Origin of the sequence: Burkholderia sp. B10 (assembly GCF_004368385.1) — a bacterium.
Taxonomy (GTDB): Bacteria; Pseudomonadota; Gammaproteobacteria; order Burkholderiales; family Burkholderiaceae; genus Burkholderia; species Burkholderia vietnamiensis.
This window is the reverse complement of record NZ_PQMX01000008.1, coordinates 78,606-98,869: the sequence shown is the minus strand read 5'-3', so window position 1 is coordinate 98,869 and position 20,264 is coordinate 78,606. Positions and strand designations below refer to the sequence as shown.

The following is a 20,264-nucleotide window of genomic DNA, read 5'->3' as shown; positions in this document are numbered from 1 at the left end:
AAGTAATTGATAGTTAAGGGTTTTCCCCCACTATCGGAGCAATTAAATCATTTCACTTTTAAGCGCCTGCTTCATTGTGAAAATTCGATGCACCGCCGCAAAATCCGCGATTCAAACCGGATTATGAATATCGATAAAAAGGTGCTCGATATCGAATTCCTCCGACAAGTGGCGGCCCAGCGCCTGGACGCCGTAGCGCTCGGTCGCATGGTGCCCCGCCGCAACGAACGCGACGCCGCTCTCGGCGGCCGCGTGCGTGGTCGATTCCGACACCTCGCCGGTCAGGAACACGTCGGCGCCCGCGTCGATCGCCGCGTCGAAATAGCTCTGCGCGCCGCCGGTGCACCACGCGACACGGCGCACCTGCATGTCGGAATCGCCGAGCACGAGCGGCGTGCGTCCGAGCGTGTTCTCGACCTTCGCGACGAAGTGCTCGAGCGTGACGGGCATCGGCAGCGTGGCCATCCAGCCGAGCTCGCCGTCGCCGAAACGCTGGTCGCCGATCAGCCCGAGCTTCTCGCCGAGCTGCGCGTTGTTGCCGAACAGCGGGTGCGCGTCGAGCGGCAGGTGGAACGCGAACAGGTTCAGGTCGTTCGCGAGCAGCAGCTTCAGCCGCCGGTACTTGCGGCCGGTGATCTGCGGCGCCTCGTTGCGCCAGAAGTAGCCGTGATGGACCAGCACGGCGTCGGCGCCCCATTCGAGCGCGGCTTCGAGCAAGGCGACCGAGGCCGTCACGCCGGTGGCGATCTTCTCGATCTTGCGCCGCCCCTCGACCTGGAGGCCGTTCGGGCAATAGTCCTTGAAGCGCGCGGTTTCAAGGGTATTGTTCAAGTACAATTCAAGTTCGATCCGATCCATATAAACCTCTAATCTATTCAGATGCTTAGACGCTTCTGGCTGTTCTTCGCGCAGGCGGTGACCGTACTGCTCGCGCTGATGTTCATCGTCGTGACGCTCAAGCCGCAATGGCTGCAACGGCAAGGACAGCTCGGCAAGCAGCTCGCCACGCCGATCGTCGCGCTGCGGGAAGTTGCGCCGGGCATCGGCGGCGGGCCGGCGACCACGTCGTACGCGGAAGCCGCGCAAAAGGCGATGCCCGCCGTCGTCAACGTGTTCTCCAGCAAGGACGGCTCGTTGCCGCCCGATCCGCGCGCGAAGGATCCGCTGTTCCGCTATTTCTTCGGCGATCGCAACAACGCCCGCAAGCAGCAGGACGAACCGGCCGCCAACCTCGGCTCCGGCGTTATCGTGAGCCCGGAAGGTTACATTCTAACGAACCAGCACGTCGTCGATGGTGCCGACCAGATCGAAGTCGCGCTCGCCGACGGCCGCACGGCCACCGCGAAGGTGATCGGCAGCGATCCGGAAACCGATCTCGCCGTGCTGAAGATCAACATGACGGACCTGCCGACCATCACGCTCGGCCGTTCGGACCGCTCGCGCGTCGGCGACGTCGTGCTGGCGATCGGCAACCCGTTCGGCGTCGGCCAGACGGTCACGATGGGCATCATCAGCGCGCTCGGCCGCAATCACCTCGGCATCAACACGTTCGAAAACTTCATCCAGACCGACGCGCCGATCAACCCCGGCAACTCGGGCGGCGCGCTCGTCGACGTGAACGGCAACCTGCTCGGCATCAACACCGCGATCTACTCGCGCTCGGGCGGCTCGCTCGGCATCGGCTTCGCGATCCCCGTGTCGACGGCCCGCACGGTGCTCGAAAGCATCATCACGACCGGCTCGGTCACGCGCGGCTGGATCGGCGTCGAGCCGCAGGACGTCACGCCGGAGATCGCCGAATCGTTCGGGCTCCAGCAGAAGTCGGGCGCGATCGTCGCGGGCGTGCTGCAGGGCGGCCCGGCCGACAAGGCCGGCATCAAGCCGGGCGACATCCTGGTCAGCGTGAACGGCGACGACATCACCGACACGACCAAGCTGCTGAATACCGTCGCGCAGATCAAGCCCGGCACGGCGACCAAGGTGCACGTGGTGCGCAAGGGCAAGGAGTTCGACGTGAACGTCGTGATCGGCAAGCGCCCGCCGCCGCCGAAGCAGACCGTCGACGAGCAGGACAGCGACAGCGAATGAACGCGCGCTGGCGGGTCGCAGCCTGCGGCCCGCAGCAGCGGTAAACGACGAAGGGCAGCCAGCGGCTGCCCTTTTTGCTTTGTATCGACGTGGATTCGTCGTCCTGAAACCGCATTCGGCGGGCGCTTGGCGCCCGCGCCGCGGCTCAGGTAGCCGTACCGTTTTCCGCTTCCGGTTCCTCGCCGGGCTTCGGCACGAAGAAGCGCGCCGCCAGCAGCCCGATCTCGAACAGCACGACGAGCGGCAGCGCGAGCATCAGCTGCGAGAACACGTCCGGCGGCGTGACGACCGCCGAGACGACGAAGGCGCCGACGATCACGTACGGCCGCATTTCCTTCAGCTTCTGCAGCGACAGCACGCCCATCCGCACGAGCAGCACGACGACGATCGGCACCTCGAACGTGACACCGAACGCGATGAACATCCCGAGCACGAAGCTCAGATAGTTGTCGATATCGGTCGACATCTCGGCGCCGAGCGGCGCGTTGTAGTGCGCCATCACGCGGAAGATGGTCGGGAACACGAGGAAGTACGCGAACGCCATCCCGCACAGGAACAGCACGTAGCTGCTGCCGACGAGCGGCACGACGAGCTTCTTCTCGTGCTGGTACAGGCCCGGCGCGACGAACGCCCAGATCTGGTACAGCACGATCGGCAGCGCGATCACGAGCGCGACGAGCATCGTGACCTTCATCGGCACGAAGAACGAGCCGGTGACGTCGGTGACGATCATCCTGCCGCCCTTCGGCAGGTTCTCCATCAGCGGCCGCGCGAGCAGCCGGAAGATGTCGGGCGCCCAGTACACGAGCCCGAGGAACACGACGATCACGGCCAGCCCCGCGCGAATGATGCGATCGCGAAGCTCGACGAGATGGGAAATGAAGGTTTCTTCCGGGGCGTCGCCCGGATTCTGCTGCGGGTCGCTCACGCCGGCCCTCGGTAGGATTGACGAGCGAGCATGCGCTCGGCTCAGAAGAAACGCGTCGGCCGGCGCAGGCTGGCCGGCTGATGGCGCGCGACTCGCGCGGCGCCCGACTGCACGTGCGTGCGGCGGGCCGTCGCGCGCTTGTACCAGACCGGCGTGCTCGCCTGCTTCACACGCCAGTTGCGGCGCTTGCGCGCCAGCGCGATCGTGCTGGCGCGCCACGACGACGGCGCGGCGGGCGAATCGGTGCCCGACGTGCCGGCATCGACCGAGCCTTCATGAAGACCGCCGACCGCGGAATTCCACGTGTCGTTCAGCTCCTTCTCGTGCTCGCGCAGGTTGTCGTGAATGGTCGTCTCGACATTGCGCGCGGCCGCCTCGAAATCGGTCTTCATCGTCCGCAGCGCGTCGAGTTCGATTTCGCGCGAGACCTCGGCCTTCACGTCGTTGATGTACCGCTGCGCGCGGCCGAACAGCGCGCCCGCCGTGCGTGCGACGCGCGGCAGGCGCTCGGGGCCGAGCACCACGAGTGCGACGACGCCGATCAGCGCCATCTTCGAAAGACCGAGATCCAGCATCGCGAATGCCTGTCAGCGTGCCGGCGTTACGCCTTGTTCGAGTCGGAACGCGTCGTTTCCTTCGCGTTGACGTCGACCGTGCCCGTGCGCGGCAGTTGCTGCGCGTCGGCCGGCGTTTCGCCTTCCTTCATGCCGTCCTTGAAACCCTTCACGGCACTACCGAGGTCGTTGCCGATATTGCGCAGCTTCTTGGTACCGAAAACCAGCGCGACGATCAGCAGCACGATCAGCCAGTGCCAAATGCTCAATCCACCCATGATCAAACCTCTCCTCAACCACGCCGCGTCGCGGCACAAATCGCCGGCGGCGCGCCGGCTTCGACTATCGATGCGGGGAAAACGCCCCGCGACGTCAACCCATCCGCTGCCACGGGCGCGGGCCGGCCAGAATGTGCGCGTGCAGGTGGTAGACCTCCTGCCCGCCGCCCGGGCCCGTATTGATCACCGTGCGAAACCCCGTCTCGCCGCCCGTGTACGCGACGCCCAGCTGATCGGCCAGACGCGCGACCAGCAGCATCAGCCGGCCGAGCATCGGCGCATCGGCTTCGTTCGCCGCCGACAGCGTCGGCAGGTGCCGGCGCGGAATCACCAGCACGTGTGTGTCGGCTGCCGGGCGGATGTCGCGGAACGCGACGAATTCGTCGTCCTCGTGCACTTTCGTGCTCGGGATCTCGCCCGCCGCGATCTTGCAGAACAGGCAATTCGGATCGTGACTCATGTTGCTCCTGCGAAACGCCCGCGCACCGTCAGAGCCAGGCCTGCGGATCGAGCGTCTTGTTGTCGTTCAGGTACAGCCAACCTTTGATGATACGGTACAGCGTCCAGATCCACGTGACAAACATGACGGCAAACCCCACCACGACAAACATCAGCGCGAAGCCGATCACGTACGCGATGAGCGCGCGCCAGAACGTGCGGATCTGCCACTCGAAGTGATCGGCGTACGGCGTGCCGGCCACGTCGTCGCGCTTCACGTAGTTGATGATGATCGCGATGATGCCGGTCACGCCGCCGGTCAGCCAATGAAACGCGTAGAGGCCGTACAGCACGTGCGTCAACGTGCGCAGGCCGTTCAGGCGCTCGGCTTGCGCTGCGTCCGGCACCGACGGTGTCGGAAACTGGCTCGGCGTATCGGTCATGATGCTACCCCCGTCAGATGACAATTCTTACAGCTTACCGCACGGCTGCATGCGCGGCACGCCGCGAATCGTCAGCCGCCGTCAGCCGCCGTTCGCCTCGCGCTCGCGGCGCTTGCGCAGCGCCTTTTCCTCGATGCCCGACAGGCCTTCGCGACGCTCCAGCTCGGCGATCACGTCGGCCGGGCTCAGGTCGAAATGCGACAGCATCACGAGGCAGTGGAACCACAGATCGGCCACTTCGCCGACCAGCGCCGTCGGCGCGCCGCCCTGGCGCACGTCCTTCGCGGCCAGCACGACTTCGGTCGCCTCTTCGCCGATCTTCTTCAGCACCGCGTCGTCGCCCTTGTGGAACAGGCGCGATACATAAGATTGCTCGGGGTCGCCGCCCTTGCGGCTATCGATCACGGCCGCGAGGCGCAGCAGCGTGTCTTCGGTCGATTGCGTCATTTGTAGATGTGTTCGGGGTCTTTCAGCACCGGCTCGACCGCGACCCAGTCGCCGTTCTCGACGGTGCCTTCGAATTTCTGGAAGAAGCATGAATGCCGGCCGGTGTGGCAGGCGATGCCCGACACCTGCTCGACCTTCAGCAGCACGACGTCCTCGTCGCAGTCGAGCCGCACCTCGTGCACGTGCTGCACGTGGCCCGACTCCTCGCCCTTGAACCACAGGCGCTTGCGCGAGCGCGAATAGTAGACGGCCCGCTGCGTCTCGATCGTCTTCGCCAGCGCTTCGCGGTTCATCCACGCGAACATCAGCACGTCGTTGGTCGCCGCTTCCTGCGCGATCACCGGCACGAGGCCGTTGTCGTCCCAGCGGACCTTGTCCAGCCATGCAGGCAGGGATTGCGTGTCGGTCGTCATCACAGCCTCACCGCGATGCCCTGGTCGGCCATGAAGTGCTTCGCCTCGCCGACCGTGTGCTCGCCATAGTGGAAGATGCTCGCCGCCAGCACCGCGTCGGCGTGGCCTTGCTTGATGCCGTCCGCGAGATCCTGCAGGCAGCCGACACCGCCCGACGCGATCACCGGCACCGGCACCGCGTCCGACACCGCGCGCGTGAGCGCGAGGTCGAAGCCCGACTTCGTGCCGTCGCGGTCCATGCTCGTGAGCAGGATCTCGCCCGCGCCGAGCTCCGCCATCTTGCGCGCCCATTCGATCGCGTCGAGGCCGGTGGCCTTGCGGCCGCCGTGCGTGAAGACTTCCCAGCGCGGCGCTTCGTTAGGCGCGGACACGCGCTTCGCGTCGATCGCGACGACGATGCACTGCGAGCCGTACTTGTCGGCCGCGTCGCGCACGAGCTGCGGATTGGCGACGGCCGACGAATTCATGCTGACCTTGTCCGCACCCGCGTTCAGCAGGCGCCGCACGTCCTCGACGGCGCGCACGCCGCCGCCGACGGTCAGCGGAATGAACACCTGCGACGCGACCGCTTCGATGATCGGCAGGATCAGGTCGCGCTGGTCGGAGGTCGCGGTGATGTCGAGGAACGTCAGTTCGTCGGCGCCCTGCTCGTCGTAGCGGCGCGCGATTTCGACGGGATCGCCGGCATCGCGCAGCTCGACGAAGTTGACGCCCTTGACGACACGCCCGGCAGTCACGTCCAGGCAGGGGATGATGCGTTTAGCTAGAGCCATGATGTTGCGCCATTGGCCGCGGTGGGACGGCCGGTTGCGAGCGTCTCGCGCGAGACGCCCGATCGGGGCCGCCCGGTGGCGGCCCCGGCGAACGGGACGGGCGCGCTTACGCGTCGTCGAGTTCGCCGTTCAGTTCGTCCGCGCGTTTCTGCGCGGCCGCGAAATCGAGATCGCCGGAGTAGATCGCACGGCCGCAGATCACGCCTTCGACGCCGTGCTCTTCCACTTCGCAGAGATTCTCGATGTCGGTCAGGTTCGACAGGCCGCCGCTTGCGATCACCGGAATGCCGACCGCCTGCGCGAGCTTCACGGTCGCGTCGATGTTGATGCCCTGAAGCATCCCGTCGCGGCCGATATCGGTGTAGACGATCGATTCGACGCCGTAATCCTCGAACTTGCGCGCGAGATCGATCACTTCGTGGCCCGTCAGCTTGCTCCAGCCGTCGGTCGCGACCTTGCCGTCCTTCGCGTCCAGCCCGACGATGATGCTGCCCGAGAACGCGGTGCACGCGTCCTGCAGGAAGCCCGGATTCTTCACGGCGGCGGTGCCGATGATCACGTACGACAGGCCGGCGTCGAGATACTTCTCGATCGTCTCCAGGCTGCGGATGCCGCCGCCCAGCTGCACGGGGATTTCGTCGCCGACCTCTTCGAGGATCGCTTCGATCGCCTCGAGATTCTTCGGCTTGCCGGCGAATGCGCCGTTCAGGTCGACCAGGTGAAGCCGCCGGGCGCCGAGATCGACCCACTTGCGGGCCATCGCCGCCGGGTCCTCGGAGAAAATCGTGGCCTGGTCCATATCGCCCTGTTTGAGGCGCACACACTGACCGTCTTTGAGATCGATGGCCGGAATCAGCAGCATAGCAATCGGGTGTCGTCGTGGAAGATGAAAAGAATCGGGCGCGTACCGGCCAAACCGGTGCCGCGCCGTCTCGCTAGTTTAGTACAACTCTTTCGGTGCAGACGCGTGCGAGCCCCGCGCGACGGGCGTTTGCCGCCCGCCCACTGTGGCTCGGACGCGACGTTCACGGCTGCCAGTGCACGAAGTTGCGATACAGACGCAAGCCGACCTCCGCGCTTTTCTCCGGATGGAATTGGGTCGCGAAGATGTTGTCGCGCGCGACCGCGGACGTAAACGGCGCGCCGTAAGCCGTCTCGCCCACCGTGTGCTGCGGGTTCTCCGGGCTCACGTAGTAGCTGTGCACGAAGTAGAAATACGCGTCGTCGGGCACGCCTTCCCACAGCGGGTGCGAGCGCGACTGATGCACGCGGTTCCAGCCCATCTGCGGCACCTTGAAGCGCGAGCCGTCGTCCTGCAGCCGGCCTTCGAGCTCGAAGCGCAGAACCTTGCCCGGCAACAGGCCGAGGCCCTTCGTGTCGCCTTCCGCGCTCCAGTCGAACAGCATCTGTTCGCCCACGCACACGCCGAGCAGCGGCTTCGTGCGCGACGCCTCGATCACCGCCTCCTGCAGCCCCGATTCGCCGAGGCAGCGCATGCAGTCGGGCATCGCGCCCTGGCCGGGCAGCACGACGCGGTCGGCCGCGCGAATCGCGGCCGGCGTGTCGACGATCGCCACGTCGGCGGCCGGTTCGGCCTTCTTGAGCGCCTGTGCCACCGAGCGCAGGTTGCCCATCCCATAATCCACAATCGCAATCGAAGTTTTCATCTCAGTGCAGGCAGTAGCGCCCTCAGTCCATTGACGATGAATTCCACCGCCAGCGCCGACAGCATCAGACCCATCAGCCGCGTGGCGATGTTGATGCCGGTGCGGCCGATCCAGTTCGCGATCGGCTCGGCAAGCCGCATCGCGAGGAAACACAGCAGAGCGAGGACCGCGCCGATCGCGACGAGCCCCGCCCGTTCATACCAGTGATGCGAGTTCGCCGCATAGATGATCGCCGTGCTGATCGAGCCGGGGCCCGTCAGCAGCGGAATCGCCAGCGGCACGACCGCGATGTTGTCCTTCAGCTCGGCCTCGTCGCGTTCCTCGGGCGTCGATCGCGTATTGCCGATCTGCGCGTTCAGCATGTTGATCGCCATCAGCAGCATGATGATCCCGCCGCCCACTTCGAGCGAGCCGACCGAAATGCCGAAGAAATCGATGATCTGCTGGCCGAGCAGCGTCGTGATCGTCATCACGCAGAACACCGACACCGACGCGATCCGGATCGTGCGGCGCCGCTCGTGCTCCGTCTGCTGCGCGGTCAGGCTCAGGAAGAACGGCACCGCGCCGACCGGATTGATCAGCGCAAGCAGCGAAATGAACGATTTGAGCAGATCCATCGCGAACCGGCGCGGCGCGCCGAAGCCGTCAGGTTGTCGTTGGCGTCCTGTCCGTCCGGAAGTTAGAGGCTGCCCTTCGTCGACGGAATCTGCCCCGCCGCGCGCTCGTCGAGCTCGACCGCCGCACGCAGCGCGCGACCGAAGGCCTTGAACACCGTTTCGAGCTGATGGTGCGCGTTGATCCCGCGCAGGTTGTCGATGTGCAGCGTGACGCCCGCGTGGTTCACGAACCCGCGGAAGAATTCGATCGACAGGTCGACGTCGAAGGTGCCGATGCGCGCGCGCGTGAACGGCACGTGGAATTCGAGGCCCGGCCGGCCCGAAAAGTCGATCACGACGCGCGACAGCGCCTCGTCGAGCGGCACGTACGAATGGCCGTAGCGCCGGATGCCCTTCTTGTCGCCCACGGCCTTCGCGACCGCCTGGCCGAGGGTGATGCCGACGTCTTCGACGGTATGGTGGTCGTCGATATGCGTGTCGCCATGCGCTTCGACCTCGAGATCGATCAGACCATGGCGCGCGATCTGGTCGAGCATATGGTCGAGAAACGGCACGCCGGTGGCCAGCTTCTGCCGGCCCGTACCGTCGAGGTCGAGCTTCACACGGATCTGCGTTTCGCTGGTATTGCGAACGACTTCCGCCACACGCATGGCAATTCCTTGAATGAGTCTGATGTAAATGGGGGTTGATCGATGCGCGCCGCGCGCCCGGCTCAACCGGGCAGTGCGAGTTTCAGCGCAGCCAGGAGGCGTGCGTTTTCGTCCGGGGAACCGACGGTCAGTCGCACGCATTCGGCCAACAATGGGTGCATTTTACTCACGTTTTTGATCAACACCCGCTCGGTGAGCAATGCATCGAACACGGCGGCCGCATCGGGCACGCGCACCAGCAGGAAATTGCCGGCGCTCGGGAACACGGTCACGCCCGGCAGCGCGGCGACCGCCTGCGCGACGCGCGTGCGTTCCGCACGCAGCTCGGCTGCCTGCGCGTCGAGCACGTCGAGGTGGTCGAGCAGGAAATCCACGGTCGCCTGCGTCAGCACGTTGATGTTGTACGGCGGGCGCACCTTGTCGAATTCGGTCAGCCACGCGGGCAGCCCGGCGAGATAGCCGAGGCGGATCCCGGCGAGCCCGAGCTTCGACACCGTGCGCATCACGACGACGTTGTCGAACTCGGCCGCGCGCGGCAGCCACGAGTGCTGCGCGAACGGCTGGTACGCCTCGTCGATCACGACGAGGCTGTGCCGCGCAGCCGCGATGATCCGCTCGACGTCGGCTGCGTCGTACAGCGTGCCGGTCGGATTGTTCGGGTACGCCAGATAGACGAGCGCCGGCCGGTGCTCGGCGATCGCCGCGATCATTGCGTCTGCGTCGAGCGTCAGGTCGGCCTTCAGCGGCACGCCGACGAACTCGAGCTGCGCGAACTTCGCCGACAGCTCGTACATCACGAAGCCCGGCACCGGCGCGAGCACCTTCGCGCCCGGCTTCGCGCAGGCGACCGACATCATGCTGATGATCTCGTCGGAGCCGTTGCCGAGCAGCACGTCGCACGCGGCCGGCACGCCCATCGTGCGGCGCAGCTTGTCCAGCAGCGCACCGGGGCGCGGCGCCGGATAGCGGTTCAGCGCGACCTGCGCGAGGCGCTCGCCGAGCGCGGCGGCGAGCGGCGCGGGCAGCGGATACGGGTTTTCCATCGCGTCGAGCTTCACGAAGCCGCTCGCGTCGGGCACCGGGTAGCTCGTCATCGCGAGCACGTCGCGGCGGATGATGTCTTGTGGCGTGGTCATGGTGTCCAGCCGGCGTGCGTCGCGCCGGCATCAAATGGTCGGCAAGGCGGCGGCTGCCGCCCTGCACGGAGTCTCCTCACGCTGCGGCGCCGATGCGTTCGCGTCGGCGCCGGCGCGCGTCATCCCCTCATCCGCAGTTCGGCGCTGCGCGCGTGCGCCTGCAGCCCTTCGCCGTAGGCGAGCTCGGAGGCGATCTCGCCGAGCGTCTGCGCGCCTTCGGCGCTGACTTCGATCACGCTCGAGCGCTTGATGAAGTCGTACACGCCGAGCGGCGACGAGAAGCGCGCGGTGCGCGAGGTCGGCAGCACGTGGTTCGGGCCGGCGCAGTAATCGCCGAGGCTCTCGCTCGTGTAGCGGCCGAGGAAGATCGCGCCGGCATGGCGGATCTGCTGGCCCCATTGCTGCGGCTCGAGCGCGGAAATTTCGAGGTGCTCGGGCGCGATGTCGTTCGCGATCCGGCACGCTTCGGCCATGTCGCGCACCTTGATCAGCGCGCCGCGCCCTTCGAGCGACGCGCGGATCACGTCCTGACGCGGCATCGTCGGCAGCAGCTCGTCGATCGCCTTCTCGACGCGCTCGAGGAACGCGCCGTCCGGGCACAGCAGGATCGACTGCGCGAGCTCGTCGTGCTCGGCCTGCGAGAACAGGTCCATCGCAACCCAGCTCGGATCGGTCGTGCCGTCGCACAGCACGAGGATTTCCGACGGGCCGGCGATCATGTCGATGCCGACCGTGCCGAACACGCGGCGCTTCGCCGATGCGACGTACGCATTGCCCGGGCCGCAGATCTTGTCGACCGGCGGCACCGTGGCCGTGCCGTACGCGAGCGCGCCGACCGCCTGCGCGCCGCCGATCGTGAACACGCGATCGACGCCGCCGAGCAGCGCGGCGGCCAGCACGAGGTCGTTCTTCACGCCGTCGGGGGTCGGTACGACCATCACGATCTCGCCGACGCCCGCCACGCGCGCCGGAATCGCGTTCATCAGCACCGACGACGGATAGGCGGCCTTGCCGCCCGGCACGTAGAGCCCGACGCGGTCGAGCGGCGTGATCTTCTGGCCGAGCACCGTGCCGTCGCTTTCCGTGTACTGCCAGCTGTGCGTGCCGCACTCGATCTTCTGCTTCTCGTGGTACGCACGCACGCGTGCGGCCGCGGCTTCGAGCGCCGCGCGCGCCTTCGGCGCGAGGCCGTCGAGCGCGGCCTGCAGCGCGTCCTGCGGCAGTTCGAGCGCGGCGACGCTGTCCGCGTCCAGCCGGTCGAAGCGGTTCGTGTATTCGAGCACCGCGGCGTCGCCGCGCGATTTCACGTCGGCGAGGATCTTCGCGACCGACTGCTCGATCGCTTCGTCCTCGCTCGCCTCGAAGGCGAGCAACGTACGCAGCTCGGCGTCGAAGCCGTCGCGCGTCGAATCGAGTTTGCGGATGGTGATGGCCATGGGAGTTCCGTTACGGTGATGCGCTCAGTTGCCATTCTGCGACGCGCGTTCGAACGCGTCGAGGAACGGCTTGAGCGCCGTGCGCTTCAACTTCAGCGCAGCCTGGTTCACGACGAGGCGCGACGAGATCGACATGATCTCCTCGACCTCGACCAGATTGTTCGCCTTCAGCGTGCCGCCCGAGCTGACCAGGTCGACGATCGCGTCGGCCAGCCCGACGAGCGGCGCGAGCTCCATCGAGCCGTACAGCTTGATGAGGTCGACGTGCACGCCCTTCGCGGCGAAGTGTTCGCGGGCCGTCTCGACGTACTTGGTCGCAACCCGCAGGCGCGCGCCCTGGCGCACCGCGTTCGCGTAGTCGAAACCGGCCGGCACCGCCACCGACATCCGGCAGCGGGCAATGTTCAGATCGATCGGTTGATACAGGCCCGAGCCGCCGTGCTCGACCAGCACGTCCTTGCCGGCCACGCCGAAATCGGCCGCGCCGTATTCGACGTAGGTCGGCACGTCGCTCGCGCGCACGATGATCACGCGCAGGTTCGGGTCGGTCGTCGGCAGGATCAGCTTGCGCGACGTTTCAGGGTCCTCGGCCACCTGCACGCCGGCGGCTGCCAGCAGCGGCAGGGTTTCCTCGAAAATCCGGCCCTTCGACAGGGCGAGGGTCAACGGCGCGCTCATGCTTGGCTCCCGGAGAGGCGGCGCACGTTGGCGCCGACGGCGGTCAATTTCGTTTCCATGCGGTCGTAGCCGCGGTCCAGATGATAGATGCGGTCGACGAGCGTCTCGCCTTCCGCGCGCAGCCCGGCGATCACGAGGCTCGCCGACGCGCGCAGGTCGGTCGCCATCACGTTCGCGCCGGACAGCTTGTCGACGCCCGTCACGAGCGCGGTGTTGCCGTCGATCGTGATGTTCGCGCCGAGCCGGTTCAGTTCCTGCACGTGCATGAAGCGGTTCTCGAAGATGGTCTCCACGACCTGCGCCGTGCCCGACGCCACCGTATTGAGGGCCATGAACTGCGCCTGCATGTCGGTCGGGAACGCCGGATATTCGGACGTGCGGATCGTCACGGCCGACGGGCGGCGGTCCATCCGCACGCGCAGCCAGCTGTCGCCTTCGTCGATCGACACGCCTGCCTCGCGCAGCTTGTCGATCACCGCGTCGAGGATGTGCGGGCGCACGCCCGTCAGCATCACGTCGCCGCCGGCCGCCGCGACCGCGCACAGGAACGTGCCGGCCTCGATGCGGTCGGGGATCACCGAATGGCGCGCGCCGTGCAGGCGCTCGACGCCCTGGATCACGAGACGGTCGGTGCCGATGCCGTCGATTTTCGCGCCCATCGCGACCAGCAAGTGTGCGAGATCGCTCACTTCGGGCTCGCGCGCCGCGTTCTCGATCACCGTTTCGCCGTCGGCGAGCGTCGCGGCCATCAGCAGGTTTTCCGTCCCCGTGACCGTGATCATGTCGGTGACGATGCGGGCGCCTTTCAGCCGCTTCGCGCGCGCCTCGATGAAGCCGTGCTCGATGCTGATCTCGGCGCCCATCGCCTGCAGGCCCTTGATGTGCTGGTCGACCGGGCGCGCGCCGATCGCGCAGCCGCCCGGCAGCGACACCTTCGCCTCGCCGAAGCGCGCGAGCAGCGGCCCCAGCACGAGGATCGACGCGCGCATCGTCTTGACGAGCTCGTACGGCGCGACCAGGTTGTCGACGCGCGACGCGTCGAGCCGCACGCGGCAGCCGTCCGTTTCGCTCTGCACGCCCATCTGGTTCAGGACCTTCAGCGTGGTGCACACGTCCTTCAGGTTCGGCACGTTGTCGAGCTCGACGGGCTCGGCGCTGAGCAGGCCCGCACAGAGAATCGGCAGCGCCGCATTCTTCGCGCCCGACACGACGATCTCGCCGGACAGCCGGCGGCCGCCTTCGATCACCAGCTTGTCCATCCCGTGTCCCTGCGATTCCCCGTTGGCGGCCGGGTGTGCCGTGGCGACGCTCTCGACGGCGTCGCGCTCGTTGGCGGTGACTTGCACTCAGTGGTTCCGGTTATGCGTTCTGCCATTCGGCGGGCGTCAGCGTCTTCATGCTGAGCGCGTGGATTTCCTGCTTCATGCGATCGCCGAGCGCCGCATAGACGAGCTGGTGCCGCTGGATCGGTCGCTTGCCTTCGAAGGCCGCCGACACGATCGTCGCGAAGAAATGCTGGCCGTCGCCTTCGACTTCCAGATGGGTGCAGGCGAGACCGCCGGCGATGTATTGCTTGACCTGTTCGGGAGTCGGCAACATGAGGGGCTCCTGTCGGCGCGCGCCGCCCGCGGCGGCCGCTGCCTGTCGATATCAATGACGCAGTTTGTAGCCGGTCGCGAGCAGCCGCATCGCGAACATCGCGAGCAGCACGAAGAAACCGGTGACGATCGCGAGGCTCTCGAGCGGGTTGATGTCGGACGCGCCGAAGAACCCGTAACGGAAGCCGTCGATCATGTAGAAAAACGGGTTGAGACGCGAGATCTCGCGCCACACGGGCGGCAGCGAGTGCGTCGAATAGAACACGCCGGACAGGAACGTCAGCGGCATGATCAGGAAGTTCTGGAACGCGGCGAGCTGGTCGAACTTCTCGGCCCAGATCCCGGCGATCAGCCCGAGCGTGCCGAGGATCGCGGATCCGAGCAGCGCGAACGCGATGATGAACAACGGCGCCGCGAAATGCATCGGGATAAACCAGATCGTCACGACGAACACGCCGGTGCCGACCGCGAGCCCGCGCACGACCGAGGCGAGCACGTACGCGCCGAAGATGTCCTTGTAGGACAGCGGCGGCAGCAGCATGAACACGAGGTTGCCGGTGATCTTCGACTGGATCAGCGACGACGAGCTGTTCGCGAATGCGTTCTGCAGCACGCTCATCATCACGAGGCCCGGCACCAGAAAGCTCACGTATTCGACGCCCGGGTACACCTCGATGCGGCCCGACAGCGCGTGGCCGAAGATCGTCAGGTACAGCAGCGCCGTGACGATCGGCGCACAGACCGTCTGGAACGACACCTTCCAGAAGCGCAGCAGTTCCTTGTAGAACAGCGTTTGAAACCCGCTCATGCCAAACCCTCGATGACCTCGGCCCCGTTCATCACCTGGACGAACACATCCTCGAGATCCGCCTTGCGGATCTCGATCTCGTCGAACGTGCAGCCGGCCGCGCGGCATTGCGCGAGGATGCGTTCGACATCGTCGTAGTTGGTGAGGCGCAGCAGATGCTCGCCCGGCGCGCGCGCGGCCGGATCGGTCTCCAGCCCGCGCAGCTCGGCGGGCAGCGCGCCGGTCGCGAGCCGCAGATACAGCTGCAGCCCCGCGAAGCGGCGCAGCAGCGCGTCGGTGCGGTCGAGCGCGACCACTTCGCCGCGACGCAGCATTGCGATGCGGTCGCACAGCGACTCGGCTTCCTCGAGGTAATGGGTCGTGAGGACGATCGTGTGGCCCTCGCGGTTCAGCCGCGAGATGAACTTCCACAGCGTCTGGCGCAGTTCGACGTCGACGCCGGCGGTCGGCTCGTCGAGCACGATCACGGGCGGCCGATGCACGAGCGCCTGCGCGACCAGCACGCGGCGCTTCATCCCGCCCGACAGCGCGCGCATGTTCGCATCGGCCTTCTCGGTGAGGTCGAGATTGGCCATCACCTCGTCGATCCAGTCGTCGTTGCGGCGCAGCCCGAAATAGCCGGACTGGATCCGCAGCGTCTCGCGCACGGTGAAGAACGGATCGAACACGAGCTCCTGCGGCACCACGCCGAGCGCGCGGCGCGCGCCGCGGAAATCCTTGACGACGTCGTGGCCGCGCACCGAAATGCTGCCTTCATCGGCCCGGGCGAGCCCGGCGAGGATGCTGATGAGCGTGGTCTTGCCTGCGCCGTTGGGGCCGAGCAGACCGAAAAACTCGCCTTCCTCGACCGACAGGCTGACGCCCTTGAGCGCCTGAAGCGACTTGTAGCGCTTCTTGACGTGACGGATTTCTATGGCTGACATGACTGTGCGCGGCGCAACGGCCGCGACGCCTATTCTGTGCTTGCTGCGAATGAAAACGGGGCCGGACGCCGATTGGCAGCCCCGCAAAACGCTTGATTATAGGGCAAACCGGCTGGTGGAGCCGGCGCCGACGGCGCGCGGCCCGAAGCGTGCGCGCGCCGGCTGGCGCGGCAGGCTTCGATCGGGCAGCGTCAATGTCGGCCGGTGCCGTCGAGCAGGGCGTCGACGCCATACGCGCGCGCGAGGCTCGCGAGCTTGGGAGGGAGGTTGACGATGTCGAGCGTCGTGCCGCGCGCTTGGGCGGCACGTTGCCAGGCGAGCAGCACGGCGAGCGCCGACGAATCGAACTGCGTCAGCGTCGCGCAATCGACGGCGCTCGCGCCCGCGTCGATGCGCGCAAGACCGTCCGCGAGCGCGGCCTTCGCGCTCGCGACGGTCATCGAGGAGCCGGCTTGGAAGCCGCTCACGACGCCTGCTTGCCGGCGGCAAGCTCCTGGTTGCGCTGCGTGAGGAACTTGATCAGGCCGTCCACGCCGCTTTGCTGGATCTTCTCGTTGAACTGCTGCTGATACGTCTGGATCAGCCACGCGCCGAGCACGTTCAGGTCGTACACCTTCCAGCCGTTGGCCGTCTTGTACAGGCGGTAGTCGATCTGCACCGGCTGGCCGTTGTTCATCGCGACCGTCTTCACGACGACGTCGGTGTCGGCCGGATCGGCGCGGAACGGCGGGTACTGGATCTGCTGGTCGGGCTTGAGCTGCGCGAGCGCGCCCGAGTACGTGCGGATCAGCAGCAGCTTGAACTGCTCCTGAACCTGCTGCTGCTGCTCGGCCGTCGCGGCGCGCCAGTTGCGGCCCATCGCGAGCTGCGTGGTGCGGCGGAAATCGGTGTACGGCAGGATGTCCTTGTTGACGATCGTGATGATGCGGTTGGTGTCGCCCTGCTTGATCGTCTGCTGCTTGACTTCATCGAGCACCTGCTGCGTCGCCGTCTTGATCAAACCCTGCGGATTCGACTGGTCGACTTGCGCGTGCGCCGCGCTGCCGAACGAGAACAACGTCGCGAATACGGGGATCAGGAACAGTTTTTTCATCGTAATGACCTGCGTGAATGAGTCGAGGCAAAGCTTTGAGCCGGTAGCTTACGCGCAAGTTCGCGCGCGCCACCGACTGAATCGTTTCCGGCTGTAACGAATGTAAGCGGCTCAGTGCAGCTTCTCAGTGCAGCTTGATGCTCGGGAAGCGGAAGCCGCCCGGCGACGGCGGCGTCATCTGCATCGCCGGCACGTTCGTCGCGCTCGCCGGGTTCGGCGCCTCGGCGGCGCCGGATGCCGGTGCCGCAATCGCCGCGCCCGACGCACCGGCCGGCGCGGTCGCGCCGCCGACGGCTGCGGCGCCGGCGGTAGCCGGAGCCGCGCCGTCGTCCGGCAGGTCGTACTTCGGCAGCGCATCGCTGCCCGACGCCGTGGCGGCTTCGCCGCGAGCGTTGTTGATCAGCATCTGGCGGCGCTGCAGATACGCGTTGCGGACGAACGAATACTTGTCGAGCGCGGCCGCGTCGAGCACGTCGCCTGCGCCGAGCAGGTTCGCACGCGTGTTCACGAGGTTCACGCCGAACAGGCCCCAGCTCAATCCGTCCGGCTTCACGTAGGTGAGCGGGTTGCCGATGTAGTCGACGCCGAGGCCGGCCGTGTCGCGCAGCGTGCTCGGGCCGAGCAGCGGCAGCACCAGGTACGGGCCGGCCGGCACGCCGTAGCGGCCCATCGTGACGCCGAAGTCGGCCGTGTGCTTCGGCAGTTTCGCGACCGTCGCGACGTCGAACAGGCCGCCGACGCCGAACACCGTGTTGATCACGACCCGCATGATGTCGCCCACCCCGTCGGCGATGCGCAACTGCACGATGTTGTTCGCGGCGATGTAGACGTCGCCGATGTTCGAGAAGAAGTTGGTCACGCTGTCGCGCACCGGCTGCGGCACCACGTATTGATAGCCCTTCGCCACCGGCTTCAGCGCGTACGTGTCGACGGTGTCGTTGAACTTGTACATCGACCGGTTGAAGCCCTCGAGCGGATCGCCCTTGGTCGGCGTCTGCACGGTCGCGCAACCGCTCAACGCGGCGACTGCCGCCACGGCCAGCGCGGCATGTCTGATGCGGATCGTCTGCATGGTCATTACCCTCTTCTCTTGTTCTCGTGTGGTTATTGGGCGGCCGAGCCGGACACCGCGGAGGCCGGCACCGCCACCGGTGCGGGCGCGGCCGGTGCAGCCGGCGCCGCGGCGGCGGGCTTCGCGCCGCCCGCGTCGGCCGCCTTGCTGTACAGGAACTGGCCGATCAGGTTCTCGAGCACGATCGCCGACTGCGTCATCGTGATCGTATCGCCCGACTTCAACATTTCCGTGTCGCCGCCCGGATCGAGGCCGATGTACTGCTCGCCGAGCAGCCCGGACGTCAGGATCTTCGCCGACGAATCCTTCGGGAACTGGTATTGGCCGTCGACGTCGATCGTCACGACCGCCTGGTACGTGTTGGTGTCGAAGCCGACCGACTTCACGCGGCCGACCACGACGCCCGCGCTCTTCACGGCCGCGCGCGGCTTCAGCCCGCCGATGTTGTCGAATTTCATCCGCACCGAGTAGGTCGGCTGAAACGACAGCGAGCTCATGTTGCCGACCTTGAGCGCAAGGAACAGCACGGCAAGGAAGCCCACCACCACGAACAGGCCGACCCAGAAGTCGAGAGCAGTCTTTTTCATCGTCATTCCAAAATTTGGCTTGGCTGAGGCTTAGCTGAACATCAGCGCGGTCAGCAGGAAATCGAGGCCGAGTACGGCGAGCGACGCGAACACGACCGTCTTGGTCGTCGCGCGCGACACGCCCTCGGGCGTGGGCTTCGCTTCATACCCCTGAAACAGCGCAATGAAGGTGACGGCGAATCCGAACACGATGCTCTTGATCACGCCGTTGCCGACGTCGGCCCAGACCTCGACGCCGCCCTGCATCTGCGACCAGAACGCGCCCGGATCGACGCCGATCAGCACCACGCCGACGAAATAGCCGCCGAGCACGCCGACCGCGTTGAAGATCGCCGCGAGCAGCGGCATCGCGATGATGCCGGCCCACAGGCGAGGCGCGATCACCGTCTTCAGCGGGTCGACGGCCATCATCTCGAGCGCGGTCAGCTGTTCGCCGGCCTTCATCAGGCCGATTTCGGCGGTCAGCGACGTGCCGGCGCGGCCCGCGAACAGCAGCGCGGTCACGACCGGCCCCAGCTCGCGCACCAGCGACAGCGCGACGAGCAGCCCGAGTGCCTGCTCGGACCCGTAGCGATTCAGCGTGTAGTAGCCCTGCAGCCCGAGCACGAAGCCGACGAACAGCCCCGACACGGCGATGATCACGAACGAGTAGTTGCCGAGGAAGTGGATCTGCTTGGTGACGAGCCGAGGCCGGCGCAGCAGCGGGAAGAATTCCAGCACGAGGCGCACGAACAACCGCGTGCCGTAGCCCGCGCGCTCGAGGCCGCCGATGACGTAACGTCCGATCGCGCTGATCATGCGCGTCCTCCGCCGAGCCCGAAATCCGCCGCCAGCGGCGCGCTCGTGTAATGAAATTTGTACGGGCCGTCCGGCGCGCCGTCGATGAACTGGCGCACGCTCGGATCGGTCGATGCGCGCAGCTCGGCCGGCGTGCCCTGCGCGAGCACGCCGCCATTGGCCAGGAAGTACACGTAGTCGGCGATCGCGAACGATTCGGGCACGTCGTGCGTGACGAGGATCGACGTCGCGCCGAGCGCCTCGTTCAGCGTGCGGATCAGGTTCGCAGTGATGCCGAGCGAGATCGGATCGAGGCCGGCGAACGGCTCGTCGTACATGATCAGCTCGGGATCGAGCGCGATCGCGCGCGCGAGCGCGATGCGTCGCGCCATCCCGCCCGATACCTCGGACGGCATCAGGTCGCGGGCGCCGCGCAGCCCGACCGCGTTCAGCTTCATCAGCACGAGATCGCGGATCAGGTCGTCGGGCAGGTCGGTGTGCTCACGCAGCGCGAACGCGACGTTCTCGAACACCGACATGTCGGTAAACAGCGCGCCGAACTGGAACAGCATGCCCATCTTGCGGCGCAGCGCGTACAGGCCGTCGCGCGTCTGGGCGCCGACGTCGGCGCCGTCGAACAGCACCTGGCCGCGGCTCGCGCGCACCAGGCCGCCGATCAGCCGCAGCACGGTCGTCTTGCCGCAACCCGACCCGCCCATCACGGCCACGACCCGGCCGCGCCCGAAGCGCATGTTCAGGTTCGACAGCACGAGGCGGTCGCCGTAGCCGAAGTCGACGTCGCGAAGTTCCAGCAGTGTGTCGGGAGGAGTGGGGCTCACGGAGCTGACAGTCCTTTTACG

Annotated in this window: 27 protein-coding genes; 1 reads left to right on the top strand and 26 read right to left on the bottom strand. The window is 66.7% G+C overall.

What is annotated here, in order from left to right; translation table 11 throughout:
- Positions 1-111: 111 nt before the first annotated feature.
- The gene (locus C3Y15_RS06630) at positions 112-858 is read right to left on the bottom strand and encodes a Nif3-like dinuclear metal center hexameric protein (RefSeq protein WP_011883066.1); all 747 of its coding nucleotides are present in this window, start codon (positions 856-858) and stop codon (positions 112-114) included.
- 21 nt (positions 859-879) lie between these two features.
- Here C3Y15_RS06630 and C3Y15_RS06625 point away from each other — a divergent pair, with 21 nt between their 5' ends.
- Complete coding sequence (locus C3Y15_RS06625; RefSeq protein ID WP_011883065.1) at positions 880-2,088, top strand: Do family serine endopeptidase; 1,209 nt, start codon at positions 880-882, stop codon at positions 2,086-2,088.
- 145 nt (positions 2,089-2,233) lie between these two features.
- Here the strand turns inward: C3Y15_RS06625 and tatC are convergent, their stop codons facing one another.
- The 25 genes from tatC to C3Y15_RS06500 form a co-directional block, all read right to left on the bottom strand.
- Entirely contained in the window at positions 2,234-3,016 is a 783-nt protein-coding gene (gene tatC / locus C3Y15_RS06620; RefSeq protein ID WP_011883064.1) for a twin-arginine translocase subunit TatC, read from the bottom strand.
- Between the two features lie 41 nt (positions 3,017-3,057).
- Complete coding sequence (gene tatB, locus C3Y15_RS06615; protein ID WP_059463945.1) at positions 3,058-3,591, bottom strand: Sec-independent protein translocase protein TatB; 534 nt, start codon at positions 3,589-3,591, stop codon at positions 3,058-3,060.
- Between the two features lie 26 nt (positions 3,592-3,617).
- Positions 3,618-3,848 (bottom strand): Sec-independent protein translocase subunit TatA, encoded by a 231-nt coding sequence (gene tatA, locus C3Y15_RS06610; RefSeq protein WP_006751795.1) that lies wholly within the window; start codon positions 3,846-3,848, stop codon positions 3,618-3,620.
- Positions 3,849-3,942: 94 nt separating this feature from the next.
- Positions 3,943-4,308, bottom strand: a complete 366-nt coding sequence (locus C3Y15_RS06605) for a histidine triad nucleotide-binding protein (RefSeq protein ID WP_045578581.1) — start codon at positions 4,306-4,308, stop codon at positions 3,943-3,945.
- A gap of 28 nt (positions 4,309-4,336) precedes the next feature.
- Positions 4,337-4,729, bottom strand: coding sequence for a membrane protein (locus tag C3Y15_RS06600; protein WP_011883061.1), 393 nt, complete (start codon positions 4,727-4,729; stop codon positions 4,337-4,339).
- 81 nt (positions 4,730-4,810) lie between these two features.
- Complete coding sequence (locus C3Y15_RS06595) at positions 4,811-5,176, bottom strand: phosphoribosyl-ATP diphosphatase (RefSeq protein WP_011883060.1); 366 nt, start codon at positions 5,174-5,176, stop codon at positions 4,811-4,813.
- Complete coding sequence (hisI, locus tag C3Y15_RS06590) at positions 5,173-5,589, bottom strand: phosphoribosyl-AMP cyclohydrolase (RefSeq protein WP_011883059.1); 417 nt, start codon at positions 5,587-5,589, stop codon at positions 5,173-5,175. Before hisI ends, C3Y15_RS06595 begins: the two co-directional genes overlap by 4 nt.
- On the bottom strand, positions 5,589-6,362 hold the full coding sequence (gene hisF / locus C3Y15_RS06585) for an imidazole glycerol phosphate synthase subunit HisF (protein ID WP_011883058.1): 774 nt from the start codon (positions 6,360-6,362) through the stop codon (positions 5,589-5,591). The genes hisI and hisF overlap by 1 nt, the downstream gene beginning before the upstream one ends.
- Positions 6,363-6,468: 106 nt before the next feature.
- On the bottom strand, positions 6,469-7,224 hold the full coding sequence (gene hisA, locus C3Y15_RS06580; protein ID WP_011883057.1) for a 1-(5-phosphoribosyl)-5-[(5-phosphoribosylamino)methylideneamino]imidazole-4-carboxamide isomerase: 756 nt from the start codon (positions 7,222-7,224) through the stop codon (positions 6,469-6,471).
- A 163-nt stretch (positions 7,225-7,387) separates the two neighbouring features.
- On the bottom strand, positions 7,388-8,029 hold the full coding sequence (hisH, locus tag C3Y15_RS06575; RefSeq protein WP_046426785.1) for an imidazole glycerol phosphate synthase subunit HisH: 642 nt from the start codon (positions 8,027-8,029) through the stop codon (positions 7,388-7,390).
- Complete coding sequence (locus C3Y15_RS06570) at positions 8,026-8,646, bottom strand: YchE family NAAT transporter (RefSeq protein WP_011883055.1); 621 nt, start codon at positions 8,644-8,646, stop codon at positions 8,026-8,028. The genes hisH and C3Y15_RS06570 overlap by 4 nt, the downstream gene beginning before the upstream one ends.
- 62 nt (positions 8,647-8,708) lie before the next feature.
- Positions 8,709-9,296, bottom strand: a complete 588-nt coding sequence (gene hisB / locus C3Y15_RS06565; protein ID WP_006765368.1) for an imidazoleglycerol-phosphate dehydratase HisB — start codon at positions 9,294-9,296, stop codon at positions 8,709-8,711.
- Between the two features lie 62 nt (positions 9,297-9,358).
- A complete protein-coding gene (hisC, locus tag C3Y15_RS06560) occupies positions 9,359-10,432 on the bottom strand; it encodes a histidinol-phosphate transaminase (RefSeq protein WP_011883054.1) in 1,074 nt (357 codons plus the stop codon).
- A gap of 119 nt (positions 10,433-10,551) precedes the next feature.
- Complete coding sequence (gene hisD / locus C3Y15_RS06555; RefSeq protein ID WP_011883053.1) at positions 10,552-11,868, bottom strand: histidinol dehydrogenase; 1,317 nt, start codon at positions 11,866-11,868, stop codon at positions 10,552-10,554.
- A 24-nt stretch (positions 11,869-11,892) separates the two neighbouring features.
- The gene (hisG, locus tag C3Y15_RS06550; RefSeq protein WP_011883052.1) at positions 11,893-12,546 is read right to left on the bottom strand and encodes an ATP phosphoribosyltransferase; all 654 of its coding nucleotides are present in this window, start codon (positions 12,544-12,546) and stop codon (positions 11,893-11,895) included.
- Entirely contained in the window at positions 12,543-13,892 is a 1,350-nt protein-coding gene (gene murA, locus C3Y15_RS06545) for a UDP-N-acetylglucosamine 1-carboxyvinyltransferase (protein ID WP_014722311.1), read from the bottom strand. Before murA ends, hisG begins: the two co-directional genes overlap by 4 nt.
- 13 nt (positions 13,893-13,905) lie before the next feature.
- Positions 13,906-14,145: a BolA family protein gene (locus C3Y15_RS06540; protein WP_006477131.1), complete on the bottom strand. Its 240-nt coding sequence runs from the start codon at positions 14,143-14,145 to the stop codon at positions 13,906-13,908.
- Positions 14,146-14,196: 51 nt separating this feature from the next.
- Positions 14,197-14,952: an ABC transporter permease gene (locus C3Y15_RS06535; protein WP_034193996.1), complete on the bottom strand. Its 756-nt coding sequence runs from the start codon at positions 14,950-14,952 to the stop codon at positions 14,197-14,199.
- The gene (locus tag C3Y15_RS06530; protein WP_011883049.1) at positions 14,949-15,875 is read right to left on the bottom strand and encodes an ABC transporter ATP-binding protein; all 927 of its coding nucleotides are present in this window, start codon (positions 15,873-15,875) and stop codon (positions 14,949-14,951) included. Before C3Y15_RS06530 ends, C3Y15_RS06535 begins: the two co-directional genes overlap by 4 nt.
- A gap of 191 nt (positions 15,876-16,066) precedes the next feature.
- Positions 16,067-16,342: an STAS domain-containing protein gene (locus C3Y15_RS06525; RefSeq protein ID WP_034193997.1), complete on the bottom strand. Its 276-nt coding sequence runs from the start codon at positions 16,340-16,342 to the stop codon at positions 16,067-16,069.
- Complete coding sequence (locus C3Y15_RS06520) at positions 16,339-16,968, bottom strand: ABC transporter substrate-binding protein (RefSeq protein ID WP_011883047.1); 630 nt, start codon at positions 16,966-16,968, stop codon at positions 16,339-16,341. The genes C3Y15_RS06525 and C3Y15_RS06520 overlap by 4 nt, the downstream gene beginning before the upstream one ends.
- Before the next feature lie 124 nt (positions 16,969-17,092).
- Positions 17,093-18,040 carry a VacJ family lipoprotein gene (locus C3Y15_RS06515; RefSeq protein ID WP_011883046.1) on the bottom strand — a complete coding sequence of 316 codons (948 nt, stop codon included), beginning with the start codon at positions 18,038-18,040 and terminating at the stop codon, positions 17,093-17,095.
- 32 nt (positions 18,041-18,072) lie between these two features.
- A complete protein-coding gene (gene mlaD / locus C3Y15_RS06510) occupies positions 18,073-18,633 on the bottom strand; it encodes an outer membrane lipid asymmetry maintenance protein MlaD (RefSeq protein ID WP_059475049.1) in 561 nt (186 codons plus the stop codon).
- 24 nt (positions 18,634-18,657) lie between these two features.
- Positions 18,658-19,425, bottom strand: a complete 768-nt coding sequence (gene mlaE / locus C3Y15_RS06505; RefSeq protein ID WP_011883044.1) for a lipid asymmetry maintenance ABC transporter permease subunit MlaE — start codon at positions 19,423-19,425, stop codon at positions 18,658-18,660.
- Entirely contained in the window at positions 19,422-20,243 is an 822-nt protein-coding gene (locus C3Y15_RS06500; protein WP_011883043.1) for an ABC transporter ATP-binding protein, read from the bottom strand. Before C3Y15_RS06500 ends, mlaE begins: the two co-directional genes overlap by 4 nt.
- Positions 20,244-20,264: the final 21 nt, after the last annotated feature.